Origin of the sequence: Clostridium sp. UBA1652, from assembly GCF_002320975.1 — a bacterium.
GTDB lineage: Bacteria > Bacillota > Clostridia > Clostridiales > Clostridiaceae > Clostridium_T > Clostridium_T intestinale.
Map to the genome: position 1 here is coordinate 22,479 of NZ_DCLI01000036.1, position 18,657 is coordinate 41,135.

The following is an 18,657-nucleotide window of genomic DNA, read 5'->3' on the forward strand; positions in this document are numbered from 1 at the left end:
TAGGGGAATTTTTAGTTACTATTAAATTCACATTAATTCTATCATAGAGCTAATCTACTAACAACCATTTCTAAAAATATTACTCTATTAATTCACTAACTTCATCATTATAAATAACGTACTCATTGTGAAGTGCACGAGTTAAGGCTACATACAATAGCTTTTTGTCTTCTTCACTATCTTTGTAGACATCTTTTGATACATCATATATTATAGTGCAATCAAATTCCAAGCCTTTAGTTAGATAGGATGGTAGTATTATATTAGTTACATCTAACTCACTATCTCCCTCTTTTACTAATGTCCACTGAGTTTTGCTATAGGCTTTTATTCTATCTCTAAGCTTTTTACAGTCTCTAAAGGTTTTACAAATTATAGCTATAGATTTTTTGTTAGTTGAAGTTATTTCCTCTACTAAATTGTCTATAGTAGATGCTAATTCTTTAAAATTACTAAATTTTATTAACTGAGGTTTTGGTCCTCTTCTTATAACTGCCTTAGCTGGTTTAGGAGCATTTTGTTGTTTACTTAAAACTTCATTAGCAAAATCTATTATTTCAATAGTACTTCTATAACTTTGGCTTAATGATATATAAGTGCAATCACCTTCAAATACATCCCTAATTAACCCATCCCAGCTGTCTATACCTTTGTAACTATATATTCCTTGTCCTAAGTCTCCTACTATTGTCATAGAGCTTCCTATAGACAACATTTTTGAAACTATAAACATAAGTGGCGAGTAGTCCTGTGCTTCATCTATTACTATATGTTTAAACTTATTCTCCTCTTTAACCCCTTCAGTTTTAAATTTTAAATATAAAAGTGGAGCTATATCATCTTCATCTATTATATTCTTATCTCTGTTATTTAAAACTTCTTCCTTCATAAAATCAGCTAACACTTTTGGTATTTTCTCACCAGTAGCTTCATTAAATATTTCTTCATCTTCAAAAAGTCTGTAATATAGTCCTTCTCCACTAGAGCTGTTCCATGTATCAAAATATTCTTTAAGCTTCACTAAAGCTTCTTTTTTAAGATTATTTTTTATCTCATCTCTTTGATTATATATGCTAATTAATCTTTCTCTTCTCTCTTTGGAGTCCTCATTATTCTTTTTAATTTTATTTATCTTCAAATCATAGAATAAATCTAGCTGTTCATATATTTTTACAAGTGTATTATCTAATTTCTTTTTAAAATACTTATAAATTTCTTCTATTCTTTTATTTACTGGAAAGTGTACTAAATCTTTAAAATATAATCTCTTTATTTCTTTTTCATTATATAATGTAAAGCCTTGAACCTTTATATCCTTAAGGTTTTGTGACTCTCTTTCCCAAATGGTTATAAGTCTATCTAGTATAACCTTAAATACTAAAGAGCCTTTTACTTTACTAGAATTTTTGATTAGTTTACTTTTTTCTTGATCACCTTCAAGGATTTCCTTTAACTTATCATCTCTTGAATATACTTTACTTTTAAAGTTCAAATAGTCTTTACCTAGTAGTGCAAAAGTTTTTTGATTAACATCATAAGTTCCTAAGTTTGGAAGTATCTCAGATATATAATCTAAAAATAATTTATTAGGTGCTAAAACCAATATATCTTTTCCTGTTATTTTTTCATTATATCTATAAACCAAATAAGCTAACCTATGTAAAGCTATTGTAGTTTTCCCAGATCCAGCTGATCCTTGAACAATTATAGGGAAGTTTAGTGGAGCTCTAATTATGTCGTTCTGTTCTCTTTGAATCGTTGCCACAACTTCTTTTAATTTGCTACCAGCACTTTCCTCTAGATTAATCTTCAAAAATTCATCCACTAATTGATTTTCCTGATCTACTTCTTCACCCTTTAGTATTATCTCATTTATTCCATCATCAAAAATTTTCTCAAGGTCACCGTCTTTTATTAAAAACTTTCTCTTTAGTAATAGCTTTCCACTTATTACACCAATAGGTGATCTATAATAGGCTTCACCTTCAGTTCCACTATAATAAAGATCTGATATAGGAGCTCTCCAGTCTATTACTATTTCTTCTCCATCCTCTGAACTATATATTCCATGTTTACCTATATAAAGACTCTCAGGTATTTTTTTATCTTCTTTAAAATCAATCCTTCCAAAATACGGATTAACTATAGATTCTCTATAATTCTGAAGATTTTTATTTACAATATCATATATTATTTTTGTATTTTCTAGTTCTAAGTTATAACTGCCCTTAGCTGCTTTTTTTAAAAGTGCTATTTTATCCTTAAACTTTTCTTCTTCATCTTCTCTTTTTTTTATTTCTCGCTCTACTCTATGAATCTTTTGTTTTAAAATCTCTTGTTCTTCATTAAAATCTTTATGCATTACATCACCTTCTTTTCCCATTAAAAGGATATTATACTTCTATAAAAAATACATGTCAATAAAGAAATAGGAATATATCTAGATATATATTTCCCTATATAGATAGCTAGATATATAACTATATATAGTGTTTATGCGGCTTCAGATCATTTTATATATAAATTCTTCTAAAATGTCTACAATATAAACTTTACGTTCATATACAATAAAAAAAGCGACAATGTCGCTTTTTTATTCTTCGTATTCTTCTTCATCTTCGTACTCTTCTTCCTCAAGTTCAAAGATCTCAGTAGCTTTATCTGTATACATAATACCTTCAAGATGATCTATTTCATGGCAGAAGCATCTAGCTAAAAAGTCTTCTGCTTCATATTCCATTAAATCTCCGTCTTCATTTAAAGCCTGAACTACAACTCTAGTAGGTCTTTCAACCATACCTTCATAACCTACATAGCTTAAGCAGCCTTCGTAATCCATCTCACTGCCTTCTTTTTCAGTTATAACAGGATTTATTAATACAATCGGCTCTGAGCCATCTCTTAAGTCTATATATATAACTCTTTTATTCACAGCTATCTGAGGTGCTGCAAGTCCAACTCCCTCAACTGTAGCTAAAGTATCCTTTAAATCCTTAACAAGGTTTAATATTTCTTCATTAATTTCTTTCACAGGCTCTGATATTTTTTTTAAATGTTCATCGCCTAATTGTACGATTGTTCTAACTGCCATCGTTTTTCCCCTTTCAGTTTATATACTATAATTATTGCATATGCTTCGAGTTTTTGCATTAATTTTATAATTGAAATTATTTAAAATTATTCCATTATAAAAGTAGTTGTCCAAATTTATTATCTAATCATAATATGAAATATAATATAAGTTAATAACAAAACATTAACTTCTCTATAGTTAAGTTTTTAATCTTAACTATAGAGAAGTTAACCAATTAATTTTAACTTACTAATATTTATAGGAGATTAGTTATGAATTTTATAACAATGGTATGTGATTTGAAAAATTCCAGAACTTTAAGTAATAGAGATGAGATTCAATATATACTAATAGATACTTTAAAAAAATGTAATTTAACTTTTAAAACTTATATAGTATCTCCTTTTATAATTACTTTAGGAGATGAATGGCAGGGATTATTGAAAGAAAATACACCTTATTTAGATATTATAAATTTTTTCAAAAGTGAACTTCCTGATTATATAGATTTTTATACAGGTTTAGGTATTGGAGATATATCTATAAACAACTATGAACTTACAGTAAACCAATTAGATGGACCCTCATTTCATCTAGCTAGAAAAGCTATAAAATATGCTAAAAAAAATCAATGTTCTTTAGCAATTTTATGTAATACTCTTTAGTAAATTTGATATTAAATAACCTCCTAAAATAGCTATTATAAAACTAGTAAAGCTGCCAATTATAAAATATTCAGCAAAACTTTCATCTTCTAATTTCTTAAATCTAGCTATAGATTTAGTTGCTAACACAAAACCTATCATAGAGGGTTGATTTATTATCATTATAATTAATATAAAAGACCTTTCCAATATTCCAATTATAAAGCCTCCATTTCTAGCTCCAGATAAATTTTTCTTCTCACTAGGTAAGTATACATTCTTTTTGATTAATTTTTTATAAGGATTGTTTTCTAACGACTTCATTAAAATCTTAATAAATATTCCCGTAGCAAAAGTAGTAACAATCGCAATAAGTATTATTAATAATATTTTATCTAAATAAGAGAGATTGTAATTCGCTATGAGCATTAAACTATTAAAATCTCCTATAAAGCATATTAGGTAAATAGCTAATAAATGCAAAATTTGATCCATCAAAAAAATCCATACATCTTCTTGCAAAAATATTTTTTTCATAATCAGTATTGACTTTGATTCATCAATAATAAAGTGAGTAACTGTTATTGCAATAATCTCAATTATCGGCACTCCTTGTCCATTTAATTTACAGAACACTCCAACAATTATTAAACTGCCAAATAAATGTTTTAGAACATGTCTTAGATTTCCCTTTATTGATTTTACAATACTTTCTTTATTATATTTTTGAGGAAATCGTAATTCTATAATACTTTTGCCTTGAAATATAAAGTCAAAAACTAGATGAATATTTATAAGCAATAATGCAAAACTAAAATCCATTCAAATTCTCCTTTAATTTAACTATATAAGTTTTCAGCAACTCTCTTATCATACTTTTATTATGTATAGTTAAAAAATAGTTAGAGGTGTTTAACTTTTGAGATATACTAGCTTTTGAGAATTCTGGTATATTATCTACTATTGAGCTATATGATCCATATTTCTCATATAGATAAATTACTTCTCTTTGCTTTTCTGTGAACTTCTCCTCAATGACCTCATTATTTTCTATTAAAGTGTTAATTACTCTATTTAAAATTAATGTATCTTCAGTATTATAGGTGGAGGTAATAGCAACTTCTCTTAATGAATTATCATTATTAACTTTATTAAAATATACTTCTTCGCCTCTAAACAGTACTCTATTCTCCTTTGAATTTAAATATTTATTATAAAATCTATTCCTATCTTTAGCTATATTAATGGCTTCTCTTGCATATACAAAAGCCTTTCCATCCATCTCTCTGCTATCTTTTGATATCTTTGTATCAATGGTTCCTATACCTAGTCCCCCATAGCATTTAATATTTTCATTTAAAAGATATGTTTGAAATTTTTTAAATATACTATAACTTTCCTCTGCTTTATTTAATACTATCTGAATTTCATCTCCTAAAGTGAAGGTTATGTATGAAACTAAAAGTTCTTTATACTCATCATTTAGCTCTTTTATATATTTTTTTAAATTTTCTTGAATTTCTATTCTATTAGCTAAACCCCTAGAATTAACTATATCTATATTCAATACACCATATATTCTCAAAAAATTCACCTCTCTTCATTTATATTCTTCCAATATTTATAATTACTTAAACTTAATATATTAATTTTAACATAAAAATATTTGTTTCATATACAAAAAAACAGTACACGATTAAGATTTATCGTGTACTGTTTTAAAAAACTTATTTTCTTGTTTTAAATAATATAATCATTCCTATTACTATTAAAATAAGAGCTTTCATTCCTAATGAAACTATATTTAATAGATAGTTAAAGCCATAATCAACTAAATATGTTGATGCTATTTGGAAGCCTTGAGATATACCAAATGCTATTAAAGCAATTCCTGCGATTTTAATAATTGTCTTAAACTCTTTTGAGTTTTCTACCTTAAACCCAAAACTTTTCCCGTCTCTCATTGCCATCAAATCTAAAACTGAATATATTGATAAAATAAGCAACAAGTCATTTATTAGTCCAGTATTAAAAAATCCGCCTATTGCTGCAGTTACAATGAAAATAACTAATAGCTTAGATCCTTTTTCAGAATGCTCTTCATAAAGGTGTCCTAATCCTGGTACTAAAGCCAAGATAATTCCTAAAAGATTTTTATTTCTAGTAGAAAAACTCCTCTCATCTTCCAAATTAATTCCGCCATTATTAATATAATCAGCACTAACATATGCATCGATAGCTGAATAAATCCAAATCAAAACGGCAAAGTTATGAAATAAATTGTTTAATCCGTTAAAGGCATTAAATGGCCCGTATCCATAGTTTCTAAAACTCATAGAAAATATTATTGAACTTATAAGAAAAATAATTCCTCTAGTATAGGTACCTAAATAGAAATGTCCTCCTCCAGGTAATATGGAAAATATTAATGCTTTCCCTTTGCTCTTCATTACTACTCACTCCTTTTATTCTATAAACTTATAATATCTTCATTTTCTTAATATTTTTATAGTAATGTTCTTAATATTTTCTTAAAGGAGAAAATCCCTAATATAAAAAGAGCCTATAAACTAATTATTTAGTCTATAGGTTCTTACTTAATCCTAGAAATGTGGGTCTATTTCATTTTGCTGTATTCTTTTTAAATCCTTTAATCTAAGTCTAGTTTCTTGCATTATTTTATCCCAATCTTCACCATCTATCATCATCTTTTTTGCAACTTTAAATGCGTCCTGTTGACTTTCTCTGTTCATAAAATCACTCCTTCTATGTTTAGTCATAGATATTTTTCTCAAATAGCAATGATTTTATTTAAACAATTATATCCTTGTTTAAACTTGTAATAATAGATCCTACACTTTCTGTTATCCTTCTTGCAACCAAAGGATTATTCATAGTATATAAATGAATTCCTCTTACACCTGATGATAATAAATCAACTATCTGTTCTACTGCATAAGCTATTCCAGCATCTCTTAGAGCCTCTGGATTATGCTCATATTTATTCATAATCTTAATAAATTTTCCTGGTAATTCTGCTCCACATAAAGCGGTTATTCTCTCTATTTGCTTTTTATTTATTACCGGCATTATACCTGCTTCAATAGGTACCTCTATAGATTTCTTAGAACATCTTTCTAGAAAATCATAAAAAACATTATTGTTAAAAAAAAGTTGTGAAACTAAATGTTCTGCCCCATTTTCCACTTTTTGCTTAAGTCTAAGTATATCTAAATCCAAATCTCTACATTCAAGATGTCCTTCTGGATAACAAGCTGCACTTATTCCAAAATCCCCATGTTCTTTTATATGAGATATTAATTCATACGCGTATGAAAACTCACCACTTGAAGTTTTATACTCTGGAATATCACCTCTTAAAGCCAAAATATTTTCAATATTATTTTTCTTTAAATCTTCTAGTATTGTCTCAATATCCTTTTTAGATGAACCTATACAGGTTAAATGAGCCGCTGATTCTATTCCGTATTTATTTTTTATTAAAGACGACAATAAAGTTGTCTTATTATCTATAGTACTTCCCCCAGCACCATAAGTTACTGATATAAAATCTGGTTTTAAATCTTTTAAATCCTCTATAGTTTTATATATAGTATCCAATGATGATGTTGTTTTTGGTGGAAATATTTCAAACGAAAATACAACCTTTTTTTCTTTAAAAATATCCTTTATAAACATTTGTTAACCCCCTTAAATTTTAAAATAAAAAAACCTAAAGGATATTTCCTTTAGGCATAAATAGACTTCCCCAAGCAATATCCTTATCTTCCAACTAAATAGTTGCAGGAATTAGCACCCTGTAAGTCTAAATGAAAACTTATGGGTTGCTGGGTTTCATAGGGCCAGCCCCTCCACCTCTCTCGATAAGTGTTTTTTATATTATACATTATATGATTTAAAGTGTAAATAATTTATTATTTATAACTTTAATATTTTATTTATAGCATTCTCCATCCTATCTAAAGCTTCTTCCAAGACTTCTCTACTGCAAGCAAAATTCAATCTTAGGTATCCACTTTCACCAAAATCTCTTCCATCAGAGAAAACAACTTTTGCTTCCTTTAAAAAAAATTTATACGGATCGTCTACTCCTAATTCTCTAGCATCAATCCAGGCTAAATAACTGCCTTCAACTTCTCCTATTTTTAAAGCTGGCATTCTTCTATTTATTTCTTCCTTTAGAAAACTCACATTATCTTTTAAATACTTTAAAAGTTCTTGTCTCCAAGCTTCACCTTTACTATATGCAGCCTTGCATACCTCATAGTTTAATACTCCTGGTTTTGGTAGCACCCCTGCTGAAGCCTTCAAAAATTGGTTTCTTAAATCCTTGTCTGGAATCACACCAAAAGCAATAGGTATTCCAGGAAGATTATATGTTTTTCCTGGACTCATTAAAGTTATGCTATTGATAAATTCATCCTTTAATGTAGCCATTGGAATATGTTTCTTTTCATAAACCAGTTCGCAATGAATTTCATCTGAACAAATTATTAAATTATGTTTTTTAGCAAAAACTACTAATTTATCTAATTCTTCTTTTGTGTAAACTCTTCCTACTGGATTATGAGGATTACACAATATAAATAATTTTGTATCAGCTTTAATGGACTTCTCCATAGCTTCAAAATCAAAGGTATATGTTCCTTGTGAATGCTTTAAAGGAACCTCTATTATCTCCTTATCTGCATTAATAGGAGCACTTCTTATATTCATATACATAGGAGTATTAATCATTATTGACCCTTCAATCATCCTGCATATAACATTTACTGCTGGCATAACACTTGGAAGCCACACAAGCCAAGAGCTGTCTATTTCATAACCGTATTGCTTTTTGAAATGTTCCATTATTATATTTGTTAATTCTTTGTCTTCCTTTGTATAACCAAATATTCCATGAGCAATTCTTTTCTCTAGAGATTCCAAGACTTCATCAGGAGATTTAAAATCCATATCAGCTACCCATAATGGTATGTAATCTTCTCCATGATTATCCCATTTAATGCTACCTGTATTTAACCGATTTATTTTTTCATTAAAATTTATATTCATTAAATCACCCCTTTTAAAATATTACAGCTTTAAAACAAAAAAGCGAACAAGTCGCTCTTATATCTTAATAAATAATAATACTATTGATAACATACTTAATACAAAACTTATGGCACATATATATGCCACAACCTGATTTGTTGTAAGACCTTTTTCTTGTAGTCTAAAATGAATTTGGCTCCTATCGGCTTGATATACTGGTTTCCCTTCTGTATATCTTTTAAATATAACAAATATATTATCAAATATAGGTACCCCTAATGCTAATATAGGTATAAAAAGACTCATTATAGTAGCTTGTTTAAAAGCACCATCTAAAGCTATTATTCCTAAGATAAAACCTAAAAAGTTGGCTCCTGAATCTCCCATAAAAACCACTGCTGGATGTCTATTATAATTTAAAAAGCCTAGTATTGCTCCTACTAAAATAATACATACAATAGCAGAATCACTTTGATTCATAACAAGAGCTACAATAAACAACGTTACAGATGATATTGTAGAAATACTACCTGCAAGTCCATCCATTCCATCCGACCAATTTATAACTGTTGTTACCCCAAATAGCCAGGTTACAGTTAATAAAAATTGTAAAGCTATATGAAGTTGTACAAATTGCCCTGTTATTGGATTAGTAAATCCAGAAAATGATATCCCGCTATTATAAACTAATATAGCAGCTAATATTTGAACCAAAAATCTTGGATAAATAGGAAATTCCTTTCCTCTTGTTTTATAGTAATCATCAACTAGCCCTATAATTAGTATTGCTAATGCTCCAATAAAAACACTTATATTTTCCTTGTTTATATTCCTTCCCATAGCTACAAAATAAACTACAAAAAAACCTATAAACATACCTACTCCACCACAAAGAGGAATCGGCTCTCTATGATTTTTTCTCTGAGTAGGCTTATCCAAAAAATCATATTTTACAAATAATTTCATCAAAAAAGGTATTATAAAATACACGATTAAAAAAGTGCTTATTAGTGCTATTACGTATTTCATAAATGCGTCTCCTTAAAACTTATAACTATACATAATTATATCCTATAGAGATATATATAATCAACTTAAACAGTCTTTAATACTATTTTCTAACAAAGCACCTCCGACTCACTTCTATAATATCACATTTTTAGCCTAAAAATATTAAAATAATTATTACAATATAAACAAAAAAGCATAGAAAGTCTAAATTCTTCTATGCTTTATAAGTTATTAATATTCTATTTTATGTTTCTTTTTTACAATTTTCAATCTAAAGAAATCTTCCCTATCTTTCTCTTCTAAAACCTCTGTAACAAACTTTACTATCTCTTGGAATTTCGGAATTTGTATATTCTGGAGCGCATTAGCTCTCTTTTGAGTCTTTTTGACCTCCATAGCTAATTTGTATACAGCATTTTCAACTTCCGCTAATTCATAAGTTAAATATCTAACATTATTGAATTCTCTCATAGCCTCATCTATAGCTGCTCCAGTTCTAAAAACGCTATATTTAAGGTCTATGTCTTTTTTATCAAAATTTATTATAGGTACTTCAACTCCCATAACACTTTTAAATAATAATTCATAGTCATTAGCTTCTTCTACAGTCATAGAAATATCTTCAACGTTTACTACACCAGATATGATGTTCGCTTCAATCAATGCTTCATATGCTTTTCCAAAAGTTATATTTATTTTTTCCTGTAACTCATGCGCTGTAGCTACATATGACATCATCTCTCTAATCAAAACATTTCTTTTTTTATCTAGTAATTCAAAACCCTTTTTAGAGAACTCTAAAGAATTTTTAGCAGCCATTAGATTCGCTTTAGTTGGCACAAAGTTTTCCATATCATCTCTCCATAGCTTTATAGTATTTATTCAATATATCTGGTGAAACTCTATCTAATTCTTTTCTAGGTAATATACCCAATACTTGCCAAGCTAAATCTAAGGTTTCTTCCATTTCTCTATTTTCATCATAATCTTGTTTTAAGAATCTATTTTCAAATACTCTTCCAAACTCCATATAGTTTTTATCCAGTTCTGAAAGTTCCTCTTCTCCTATAACCTGAGCTAAGGCTATTACATCCTGAACCTTAGAATATGCTGCAAATATCTGATTAGAAACCTCACTATGATCCTCTCTAGTAAAACCTTCTCCTATACCGTCCTTCATAAGCCTTGATAAAGAAGGAAGTATATTAACCGATGGATATATATCTCTTTGCTGTATGCCTCTACTTAAAACTATCTGGCCCTCTGTTATAAATCCAGTAAGGTCTGGTATAGGATGAGTTATATCATCATTTGGCATTGTAAGTATTGGTATCTGAGTTATACTGCCTTGTTTTCCTATCATCATGCCTGCTCTTTCATATAAAGATGCTAAATCTGAATATAAATATCCTGGATATCCTTTTCTACTAGGAACCTCTTCTCTTAAAGATGATAGCTCTCTTAAAGCTTCACAATAGCTCGTTATATCCGTTAATATTACAAGCACATGCATACCTTCTTCAAAAGCTAAATATTCAGCAGCAGTTAAAGCACATCTTGGTGTTACTATCCTCTCTACTATAGGGTCGTCTGCCAAATTAGTGAACATAACAACCTTTTCAAGAACTCCAGCTTCTTCAAAATTTTTCTTAAAGAAGTTAGCATCGTCGTATTTTATTCCCATGGCTCCAAAAACAATGCAGAAATTATCCTCATTTTCTTCTGAAATCTTAGCTTGCTTAACAATCTGCGCTGCAAGCTCATTATGTTGCATACCATTTCCCGAGAAAATGGGAAGCTTTTGTCCTCTTATAAGGGTTGATAAACAATCAATAGATGATATTCCTGTTTGAATATAGTCTCTTGGATACTTTCTTGCTACAGGATTCATAGGTCTTCCATTAACATCATACTTCTTAGATGAATATATCTCTCCACCCTTATCTCTGCATTCTCCTACCCCATTAAACTCTCTTCCAAGTATATCCTTAGATAGTGGTATCTTAAGTGATTCTCCTCTAAAATGAACTGAAGTATTATCTACAGACATACCAATAGTAGATTCAAATACTTGTATTATTGCCTTGTCTTTATGAATTTGAACTACTTTGCCTTTCTTCTTATCTTTTCCATCAACTATAATATCTACAATTTCATCGTAAGCAACATCTTTTACATTAGATAATACAATTAAAGGTCCTTGAACTCTATTTAAGGTTAAATACTCTTTCCTCACTCCATCCTCCTCCTATCTATATTTTGCTATAAGATTATTCATATAATTTGCTATATCGTTCTCTAGATCATCTATTTCATTTAAATTATCGTTTGGAATGTTATATTTCATCTTATATATTCTTTCTATTAGATCTCTGTCCATTATTATAGCTATTGGTATTCCAAGCTTAACTGCTTTTACCCCTTGTTTATAAAAACTATTTATAACCTTTAGCATTTTATATTGCTTATCTAGTGGTACATAGGTATCCACTGCATTATAAGCATTTTGCTGAAGGAATCCTACCTTTAAAGCTTTAGCAACTTCTATAATAAGCCTTTGATCATCCGGAAGAACATCTTCACCGACTAACTTAACTATTTCCAAAAGTTTATCTTCTTCATACAATAGTTTAAGCATATCTGCTCTTAAATTAAAAATATCATCTGCTACATTTTCTTCATACCATTCTCTAAGTAATGGCAAGTATCCACTATAACTAGCTAACCAATTAATAGCTGGATAATGTCTTGCATAAGCAAGTTTTTTATCAAGACCTAAAAAGGCTGATACAAATCGTTTGGTGTTTTGAGTAACTGGCTCTGAGAAATCTCCTCCTGCTGGCGAAACCGCTCCAATTACAGTTACTGACCCTTCTTCTTCATTTAATGTATCAACGTATCCTGCTCTCTCATAAAATTCTGCTATTCTTGAAGGTAAATAAGCTGGATATCCTTCCTCTGCTGGCATTTCCTCAAGTCTTCCTGAAATCTCTCTTAAGGCTTCTGCCCATCTTGATGTTGAATCTGCCATAATAGCTACATGATAACCCATGTCTCTAAAGTACTCAGCTAAAGTTATTCCCGTATAAATGCTGGCTTCTCTAGCTGCAACTGGCATATTAGACGTATTCGCTATCAAAATAGTTCTATTCATAAGTGCAAGATTAGTTCTAGGATCTATGAGCTTAGGAAAATCTTCTAATACCTCAGTCATTTCATTTCCACGTTCTCCGCATCCAATATAAACTATTATATCTGCATCTGACCATTTAGCTAATTGATGCTGAGTCATTGTTTTCCCAGTTCCAAATCCACCTGGTATAGCACAGGTTCCACCTTTTGCTAGTGGAAAAAACATATCAATTATTCTTTGACCTGTTATTAAGGGTCTAAATATCGTCTTCTTCTCTTTAACAGGTCTTGGTTTTCTTACTGGCCAAAGCTGGTATAATTTAAGTTCATGAACACCATCATTATTTTCTAGAGTAACTATTACCTCTTCTATATTATATTTTCCATTTGGTTTTATATCTTTAACTTTTCCTTGTAAATTTGGAGGAACCATTAACTTATGGGTTATAGAAGGTGTTTCTTGAATTTCAGCATACACTTGACCTGCTTCCAGCTCATCACCAATATTAACTGTTACCTTTACTTCCCAAAGTTTTTCTTCATCTATAGATATAAGCCCTATTCCTTCTGGTATAAATCCATCAGAATTTTCATTTATTTTCTCTAATGGTCTTTCTATTCCATCAAAAATACTTCCCAATAACCCAGGTCCTAATTTTAATGAAAGTGGATTACCTGTGGAAATCACTTTTTCACCTATTTTAAGTCCACCTGTTTCTTCATAAACTTGAATGGTCGCAAAATCTTCTTCTAAAATAATTATTTCACCAATTAATTTTTTTGATCCTACAGTAACCATTTCTCTCATTTTAAAGCCTTTCATTCCCTCGGCTTTTATAACAGGACCATTGACTCCTATTATTCTACCTTCCATAAAACCATCTCCTACGCTAACTTTTCCATAACCTTTATACCTATAAATTCTTTACATTCTTCTAACTTATAATAAAGACTATTATCAATTTTGAAGGTTTCTTTTTCGTCTTTTAATATTACACCACCTATAAATTCCTCATTTGATGTTTCAACTTTTATATCTATATGAGAATATTTATTTATAGCAGATTTAATATCTTCCTCAAATCTTTTATAATCCCTATCTAGAACAATCAGATTATATTTACCTTCCTCTAGCTCATCAAAAATACTTACTAACAAGGAAATAAAATAATTCTTATATTCTTTAGATGAAATAAAATATAAAAGCCTAGCCTTAACCTCTGATAAGGTATTATTGATTAATTCTTCCTTTATTGCTAATATTGCTTTTTGTTTATTAAGTTTCTCTTTTGCAATTATTTCATTAGCTTTAATATTGTATTTCTTATCTAAGCTAATTTTAATAGCTTTTCTAAGCTCATCTATTTTTTTCTTTTCTAAAGTTATTTTTTCCAAAGCTTTCGCATCAAAGGCTTTAAGCTTTTCTTCCTTTTCATCATTGACCTTATCATATATAACTTTAGAAAATAAATTTATCTTATCCTCAATTGTAGTCATAAATATACCCCCTAAATTTTAAGACCTATTGACTCCTTTATGTATCTTAATATGGAGTCTTGTCCTTTATTAGATCCGTGTCTATCTGGAATTTCAATTATAAGCGGTTTATCCTTAGATAACTTTAACTTATATACGTAATCATTAACCATAAGTGAGATTTTTTCTGTAATTATTATTATTCCTATATCATCAGTTTTCTTTAGTTCTTCAATTTTTTCTATTACTTCTTGCCTCTCTTTAATAATTACTCCATCAATTCCAGCCATCTTCATACCTATTAGGGTATCCCTATTATCACTAATTAGAAAGCTTCTCATAACACACCTCGAATATTTATTTATAAATAACATTTAATGAAGCTAAGTTAAGCTTCTGCAGAATAGCGGTGTATTATATTCTTGATAAAATCATTATAGATATTATAAGTCCATATATAGCTATTCCTTCTCCAAGACCCACGTATATTAGTGTTTTTCCTAATATCTTAGGATCCTCTGATACAGCCCCAAGGGCAGATGATCCTACTGCTCCAACAGCATAACCAGCTCCAATAGTCGCAAGCCCAGTTGATAAACCTGCTGCTATATAACCTAATCCAGCTGCTGGATTGTATGTAGCTACATCTGCTGCTGAAGCTATAGTTGGTATATTCATCACTAACGCAAAGGTCATTACAGGTAGAAATACACCTAAATTAACCTTTAGTGCTTTTTTAACCTTGCTTTTCCCTGTTATTTCCTCTTTTCCTTGTTGGACAACTCCATATGTTATTGTTCCTATTACTATGCAAAACGTTAAAATCAATAATATTATCATTTAATTACACCTCTTCTAATAATAAATTTTCACTATTTAAAACTAACTTCTATAGGTTCAAAAAGAATTCCTCCACCATTATAATACTTACCAAAAAGTTCATAATATTGAAGTCTTAATCCTTGAATAAATACAATAAGCCCTTCAAGTCCTATTATTATTATGTTTCCAAGTATTAATATTAAAATTGAAGCTGCTCCATTATTGCTCATTTCCGCCATAGCAGAAAAAGCTACAAATAATCCAACATGGTTTAAAGCAAAAGCTCCTACTCTTATAAATGAAACAGTATTAGAAAACATTGATAATATTGTTTCTATAACTTCAAAACTTGCTTCTATAAAATAATCTTTAGCACCATCATTAAATAAGACTTTTTTGCCAGTAATCTTATTAGCTAAAGGTTGTTTTAAAAGTATAACTATCAAGCACAAAACTAAAAATACAATAACAGTAAGTGTTGGTAATACATTTGTATTTGATAATTTATCTGCTACTAATAGAAGTACTCCAACATAAAAAATAAAGCCCATCAATCCTTCTTTTCCAAAAATCCCATGTTCTATATCTTTTATTTTTAATTTATTAATAATCCCAAGTACAAACCCGATTAATAAAAATACACACCCAAAAATTACGGCTGCAACCAACATATCGTTTATTTCTTCCATAGGTCTTATTAGTACTGCATTAATAATATGCTCTGATCCAAATATGCTTCCATACAAAAATCCAAATATAGTGGAGCTGATCCCAAGAGTTTCTAATACCCCTCCCAAATTAACTCTTTTTAGCTTAATTCTTAAATATATCCCTGCTATAAATAGCACCATTCCCTGACCTACATCTCCAAACATAGCCCCAAACATCAATGTATAAGTTATAGCTAAAAATAAGGTAGGATCTATCTCATGGTAATTAGGTACCCCATACATTCCTACTATACTTTGAAATGGTCTTATAAATCTATTGTTCTTTAACTTTGTAGGTGGAATAATATTTTCATTGTTAAGCTCATTTGTATTTTTTATTATTACTAATATTTTTTCTCCAAATCCTTCTAAAATCTTTTCCAAGTCCTTTATATTGCTTTTAGGTATCCACCCAGAAGTATAAAAGAACTCCTGTGTACAAGCTGACATTTTTTTTATTTCTCCTGCTTTAAGCTCAAGCTCGTAACTATTTTTTAAAACCCCTATAATTTTATGATTGGTCTTAAAAAAGTCTTTTAGTCCAGTTTCTATATCTCTTATAGATGAGTTTACACTATTCATCTCATTGTTTATAATTTCTAAAACTTCGCTAGGTGTACCTTCATAATGATTAGGAATTTCTATTTCCTCACAATTAGCAGATTTAAAAATTCGCTCTGCCTCAATCACTAATAATAATGGAGTAAACGATATAAATATAGTGAAATCTTTCTGTTTACAAATACTTTGGATTACTGAAGGTATATTCTCATAGTTAGCTTTAAGTTTAATCATATTTTCATTTTTAACCTTATATAATCCAACTTTAAAATTCTTCATGGAATATAAATCTTCTATAACTATAGATGAATCTTTCAAAAATTCAATAACCTCATGAGTATGCTTTAGATATTGCTTTTTATCTATTAATTCTTCTAATTGCTTTTTTAATATCTCATAAGTTGTGTATATATTCCCAAAAGTCTCCTCAACTTTATTTATATTGAACTCTATATCTTTACTTGGTTTATTATAAACTTCATATTCTTTTTGCTTCACTAATAATTCATTAACTTTTTTATAACTTACTCCAATGTCATTGTCATAAATATATGGTCTTATATAACCTACATCAATTAAAGCCTCTATATTATCTTCTGAAGTCTTTAAAGAAAAGTCTGATGTATTTATCTCTTGTAAAGCACTTATAGGTTGCATAAATCCACTTAACGCTAGAAGCTTAGTTAACTTATCAAAATCAGAAAAAGCTCCAACCAAATTGGCCATGTACATTTTTTCAATAGCCAAAACCTCACCTCCAAATTACAAGCTTACTGAAACATAATTCATAGCATTATTATCCCCATAGTATCTCTTTTGTTCTACAATTGAAACTATATCTTTCATTTCTATCCTGTATAGGTTTAAATAGCTCATAAGCATTCCAAAATTCTGCTTATTTTCTTTTAAGTACTTACCATAATATCTTTTTTCATACTCCCTTTCTCTTTTCTCAATAGTTTTAGTCTCATCTTGCTCGTAAATATACCCATATTTTGTGTTTTTTATAATATCATGAAACTCCTCTCCGTTTTTTGCATAACATAAAAGTTTAATCTTCTCTTTCGAAAGCTTAAACCCATCATAAATAGTATAATTAAAAAGCTCTTCTGAACTTAAATTGAAGAACTTTTTCCCTCTATAAATCCAGCTTAAATTTAAAAGATCACCCTCTAGACCTATTATTTCATCTATAACTTCTCTATTTTCTTTATCCAAATGTTTAAGTTCTTTTCTTATATTAGAAAAATAGATAAAATCTAATTCAGTTTCAATTCTAAATAATCCATTCACATCTATATCTTTTATAAGATTTTTTATACTTTTATAATAAATAGTCTCTTTTAATCGTTCAATCAGCACATTTAAGTCTTTTGAATCTAGTAGATATGAGTAATCTAAAGTGCTCAAAGAACTTCTAGCTATCAAAGTCCTCTCTATTTCTTCTTTAGATCTACCTATATACTTCCCTCTAATTATTATTTTTAAGTCCTCTATTTCCCACTTCAAAAAAAGATTCTTAATGAATTTTCTGTATTCTCCACTAAAGTAACTAATAAATTTATTATGTATAGATACATAATGTCTATATAAAATTATTTCTAATTCCCCTCTATTTATTTTGTCGAGATCATACTGTTTCAACACTTCTCCATAATAAGTATTTTCTTTTAAAATGGTTAATACATCTTTAAACCCTTTGCTATTAAGCAGCTGATAATACTGATTCTTCTTTAACATTTTTCCTTTTAAGGTCTTTATCTTTGAATTTACAGCACTAAATTTAACTATATTCCCCATATCATTGCCTCATAATGAATTAATTATCTTTAGAAAAACTTCATTTACTATTTGATCAGAGGTCTCAGCATATTTATTTTTAATTAATTCTATAGATTCTTCTTTTTCTTTAGAAATTGACTTTGCCTTTTCCTCTGCAACCCCAAGTTTCTCCTTCATTATATCCTCTCGTATTTTCTTTTCTTCAATTGCCCACTCTTGCCTAAGTTCATTAATATTTTTTTCTAATTCCATCTCTTTTTCTATCAATAGTTTCTCTATTCCTTGGCGATAAGTTTCAGCATCTTTGTCAATACTAATAATTTTATTCATTACAAACTCCAAATTATTGACCTCCTTGATTTTATATCTCTGCTTATAATATACATTT

The 18,657-nt window shown here is 29.0% G+C and carries 19 protein-coding genes and 1 riboswitch; of the genes, 1 reads left to right on the forward strand and 18 read right to left on the reverse strand.

All coding sequences use genetic code 11. The annotated features are described in order from the left end of the window. Window positions 1-79: 79 nt before the first annotated feature. On the reverse strand, window positions 80-2,362 hold the full coding sequence (gene helD, locus B3N22_RS05370) for an RNA polymerase recycling motor HelD (protein WP_286905312.1): 2,283 nt from the start codon (window positions 2,360-2,362) through the stop codon (window positions 80-82). A gap of 231 nt (window positions 2,363-2,593) precedes the next feature. Next, a complete protein-coding gene (gene def / locus B3N22_RS05375; RefSeq protein ID WP_286905313.1) occupies window positions 2,594-3,091 on the reverse strand; it encodes a peptide deformylase in 498 nt (165 codons plus the stop codon). Between the two features lie 254 nt (window positions 3,092-3,345). Here def and B3N22_RS05380 point away from each other — a divergent pair, with 254 nt between their 5' ends. After that, window positions 3,346-3,738: a SatD family protein gene (locus tag B3N22_RS05380; RefSeq protein ID WP_286905314.1), complete on the forward strand. Its 393-nt coding sequence runs from the start codon at window positions 3,346-3,348 to the stop codon at window positions 3,736-3,738. Here the strand turns inward: B3N22_RS05380 and B3N22_RS05385 are convergent. The 16 genes from B3N22_RS05385 to B3N22_RS05460 all read right to left on the reverse strand — a co-directional run bounded on the left by B3N22_RS05385 (window position 3,721) and on the right by B3N22_RS05460 (window position 18,611). Continuing rightward, a complete protein-coding gene (locus B3N22_RS05385) occupies window positions 3,721-4,539 on the reverse strand; it encodes a DUF3307 domain-containing protein (RefSeq protein WP_286905315.1) in 819 nt (272 codons plus the stop codon). The genes B3N22_RS05380 and B3N22_RS05385 overlap by 18 nt on opposite strands. Then, on the reverse strand, window positions 4,529-5,302 hold the full coding sequence (locus B3N22_RS05390) for a SatD family protein (RefSeq protein WP_286905316.1): 774 nt from the start codon (window positions 5,300-5,302) through the stop codon (window positions 4,529-4,531). The genes B3N22_RS05385 and B3N22_RS05390 overlap by 11 nt, the downstream gene beginning before the upstream one ends. A 142-nt stretch (window positions 5,303-5,444) precedes the next feature. Further along, window positions 5,445-6,167, reverse strand: coding sequence for a hypothetical protein (locus tag B3N22_RS05395; RefSeq protein WP_286905317.1), 723 nt, complete (start codon window positions 6,165-6,167; stop codon window positions 5,445-5,447). Between the two features lie 153 nt (window positions 6,168-6,320). After that, the gene (locus B3N22_RS05400) at window positions 6,321-6,470 is read right to left on the reverse strand and encodes a hypothetical protein (protein WP_181602833.1); all 150 of its coding nucleotides are present in this window, start codon (window positions 6,468-6,470) and stop codon (window positions 6,321-6,323) included. A 58-nt stretch (window positions 6,471-6,528) separates the two neighbouring features. Then, a complete protein-coding gene (gene metF, locus B3N22_RS05405) occupies window positions 6,529-7,416 on the reverse strand; it encodes a methylenetetrahydrofolate reductase [NAD(P)H] (RefSeq protein WP_286905318.1) in 888 nt (295 codons plus the stop codon). A gap of 80 nt (window positions 7,417-7,496) precedes the next feature. Further along, window positions 7,497-7,608: riboswitch (SAM riboswitch) on the reverse strand. 48 nt (window positions 7,609-7,656) lie between these two features. Further along, on the reverse strand, window positions 7,657-8,793 hold the full coding sequence (locus B3N22_RS05410) for a MalY/PatB family protein (RefSeq protein ID WP_286905319.1): 1,137 nt from the start codon (window positions 8,791-8,793) through the stop codon (window positions 7,657-7,659). Between the two features lie 57 nt (window positions 8,794-8,850). Then, window positions 8,851-9,804 (reverse strand): MraY family glycosyltransferase, encoded by a 954-nt coding sequence (locus B3N22_RS05415; protein ID WP_286905320.1) that lies wholly within the window; start codon window positions 9,802-9,804, stop codon window positions 8,851-8,853. Window positions 9,805-10,017: 213 nt separating this feature from the next. Next, window positions 10,018-10,638, reverse strand: coding sequence for a V-type ATP synthase subunit D (locus tag B3N22_RS05420; RefSeq protein WP_286905321.1), 621 nt, complete (start codon window positions 10,636-10,638; stop codon window positions 10,018-10,020). A 1-nt stretch (window position 10,639) separates the two neighbouring features. Continuing rightward, entirely contained in the window at window positions 10,640-12,022 is a 1,383-nt protein-coding gene (locus tag B3N22_RS05425; RefSeq protein ID WP_073017766.1) for a V-type ATP synthase subunit B, read from the reverse strand. 12 nt (window positions 12,023-12,034) lie between these two features. After that, entirely contained in the window at window positions 12,035-13,792 is a 1,758-nt protein-coding gene (locus B3N22_RS05430; RefSeq protein WP_286905322.1) for a V-type ATP synthase subunit A, read from the reverse strand. 11 nt (window positions 13,793-13,803) lie between these two features. Next, window positions 13,804-14,415 (reverse strand): V-type ATP synthase subunit E, encoded by a 612-nt coding sequence (locus tag B3N22_RS05435; protein WP_286905323.1) that lies wholly within the window; start codon window positions 14,413-14,415, stop codon window positions 13,804-13,806. An 11-nt stretch (window positions 14,416-14,426) separates the two neighbouring features. Then, window positions 14,427-14,735 carry a V-type ATP synthase subunit F gene (locus tag B3N22_RS05440; protein ID WP_286905324.1) on the reverse strand — a complete coding sequence of 103 codons (309 nt, stop codon included), beginning with the start codon at window positions 14,733-14,735 and terminating at the stop codon, window positions 14,427-14,429. Between the two features lie 73 nt (window positions 14,736-14,808). After that, window positions 14,809-15,234, reverse strand: coding sequence for an ATP synthase subunit C (locus B3N22_RS05445; RefSeq protein ID WP_021802852.1), 426 nt, complete (start codon window positions 15,232-15,234; stop codon window positions 14,809-14,811). 32 nt (window positions 15,235-15,266) lie between these two features. After that, window positions 15,267-17,234, reverse strand: coding sequence for a V-type ATP synthase subunit I (locus B3N22_RS05450; RefSeq protein WP_286905325.1), 1,968 nt, complete (start codon window positions 17,232-17,234; stop codon window positions 15,267-15,269). Between the two features lie 15 nt (window positions 17,235-17,249). After that, window positions 17,250-18,287 (reverse strand): V-type ATPase subunit, encoded by a 1,038-nt coding sequence (locus B3N22_RS05455; RefSeq protein WP_286905326.1) that lies wholly within the window; start codon window positions 18,285-18,287, stop codon window positions 17,250-17,252. Between the two features lie 9 nt (window positions 18,288-18,296). Next, window positions 18,297-18,611: a hypothetical protein gene (locus B3N22_RS05460; protein ID WP_286905327.1), complete on the reverse strand. Its 315-nt coding sequence runs from the start codon at window positions 18,609-18,611 to the stop codon at window positions 18,297-18,299. Window positions 18,612-18,657: the final 46 nt, after the last annotated feature.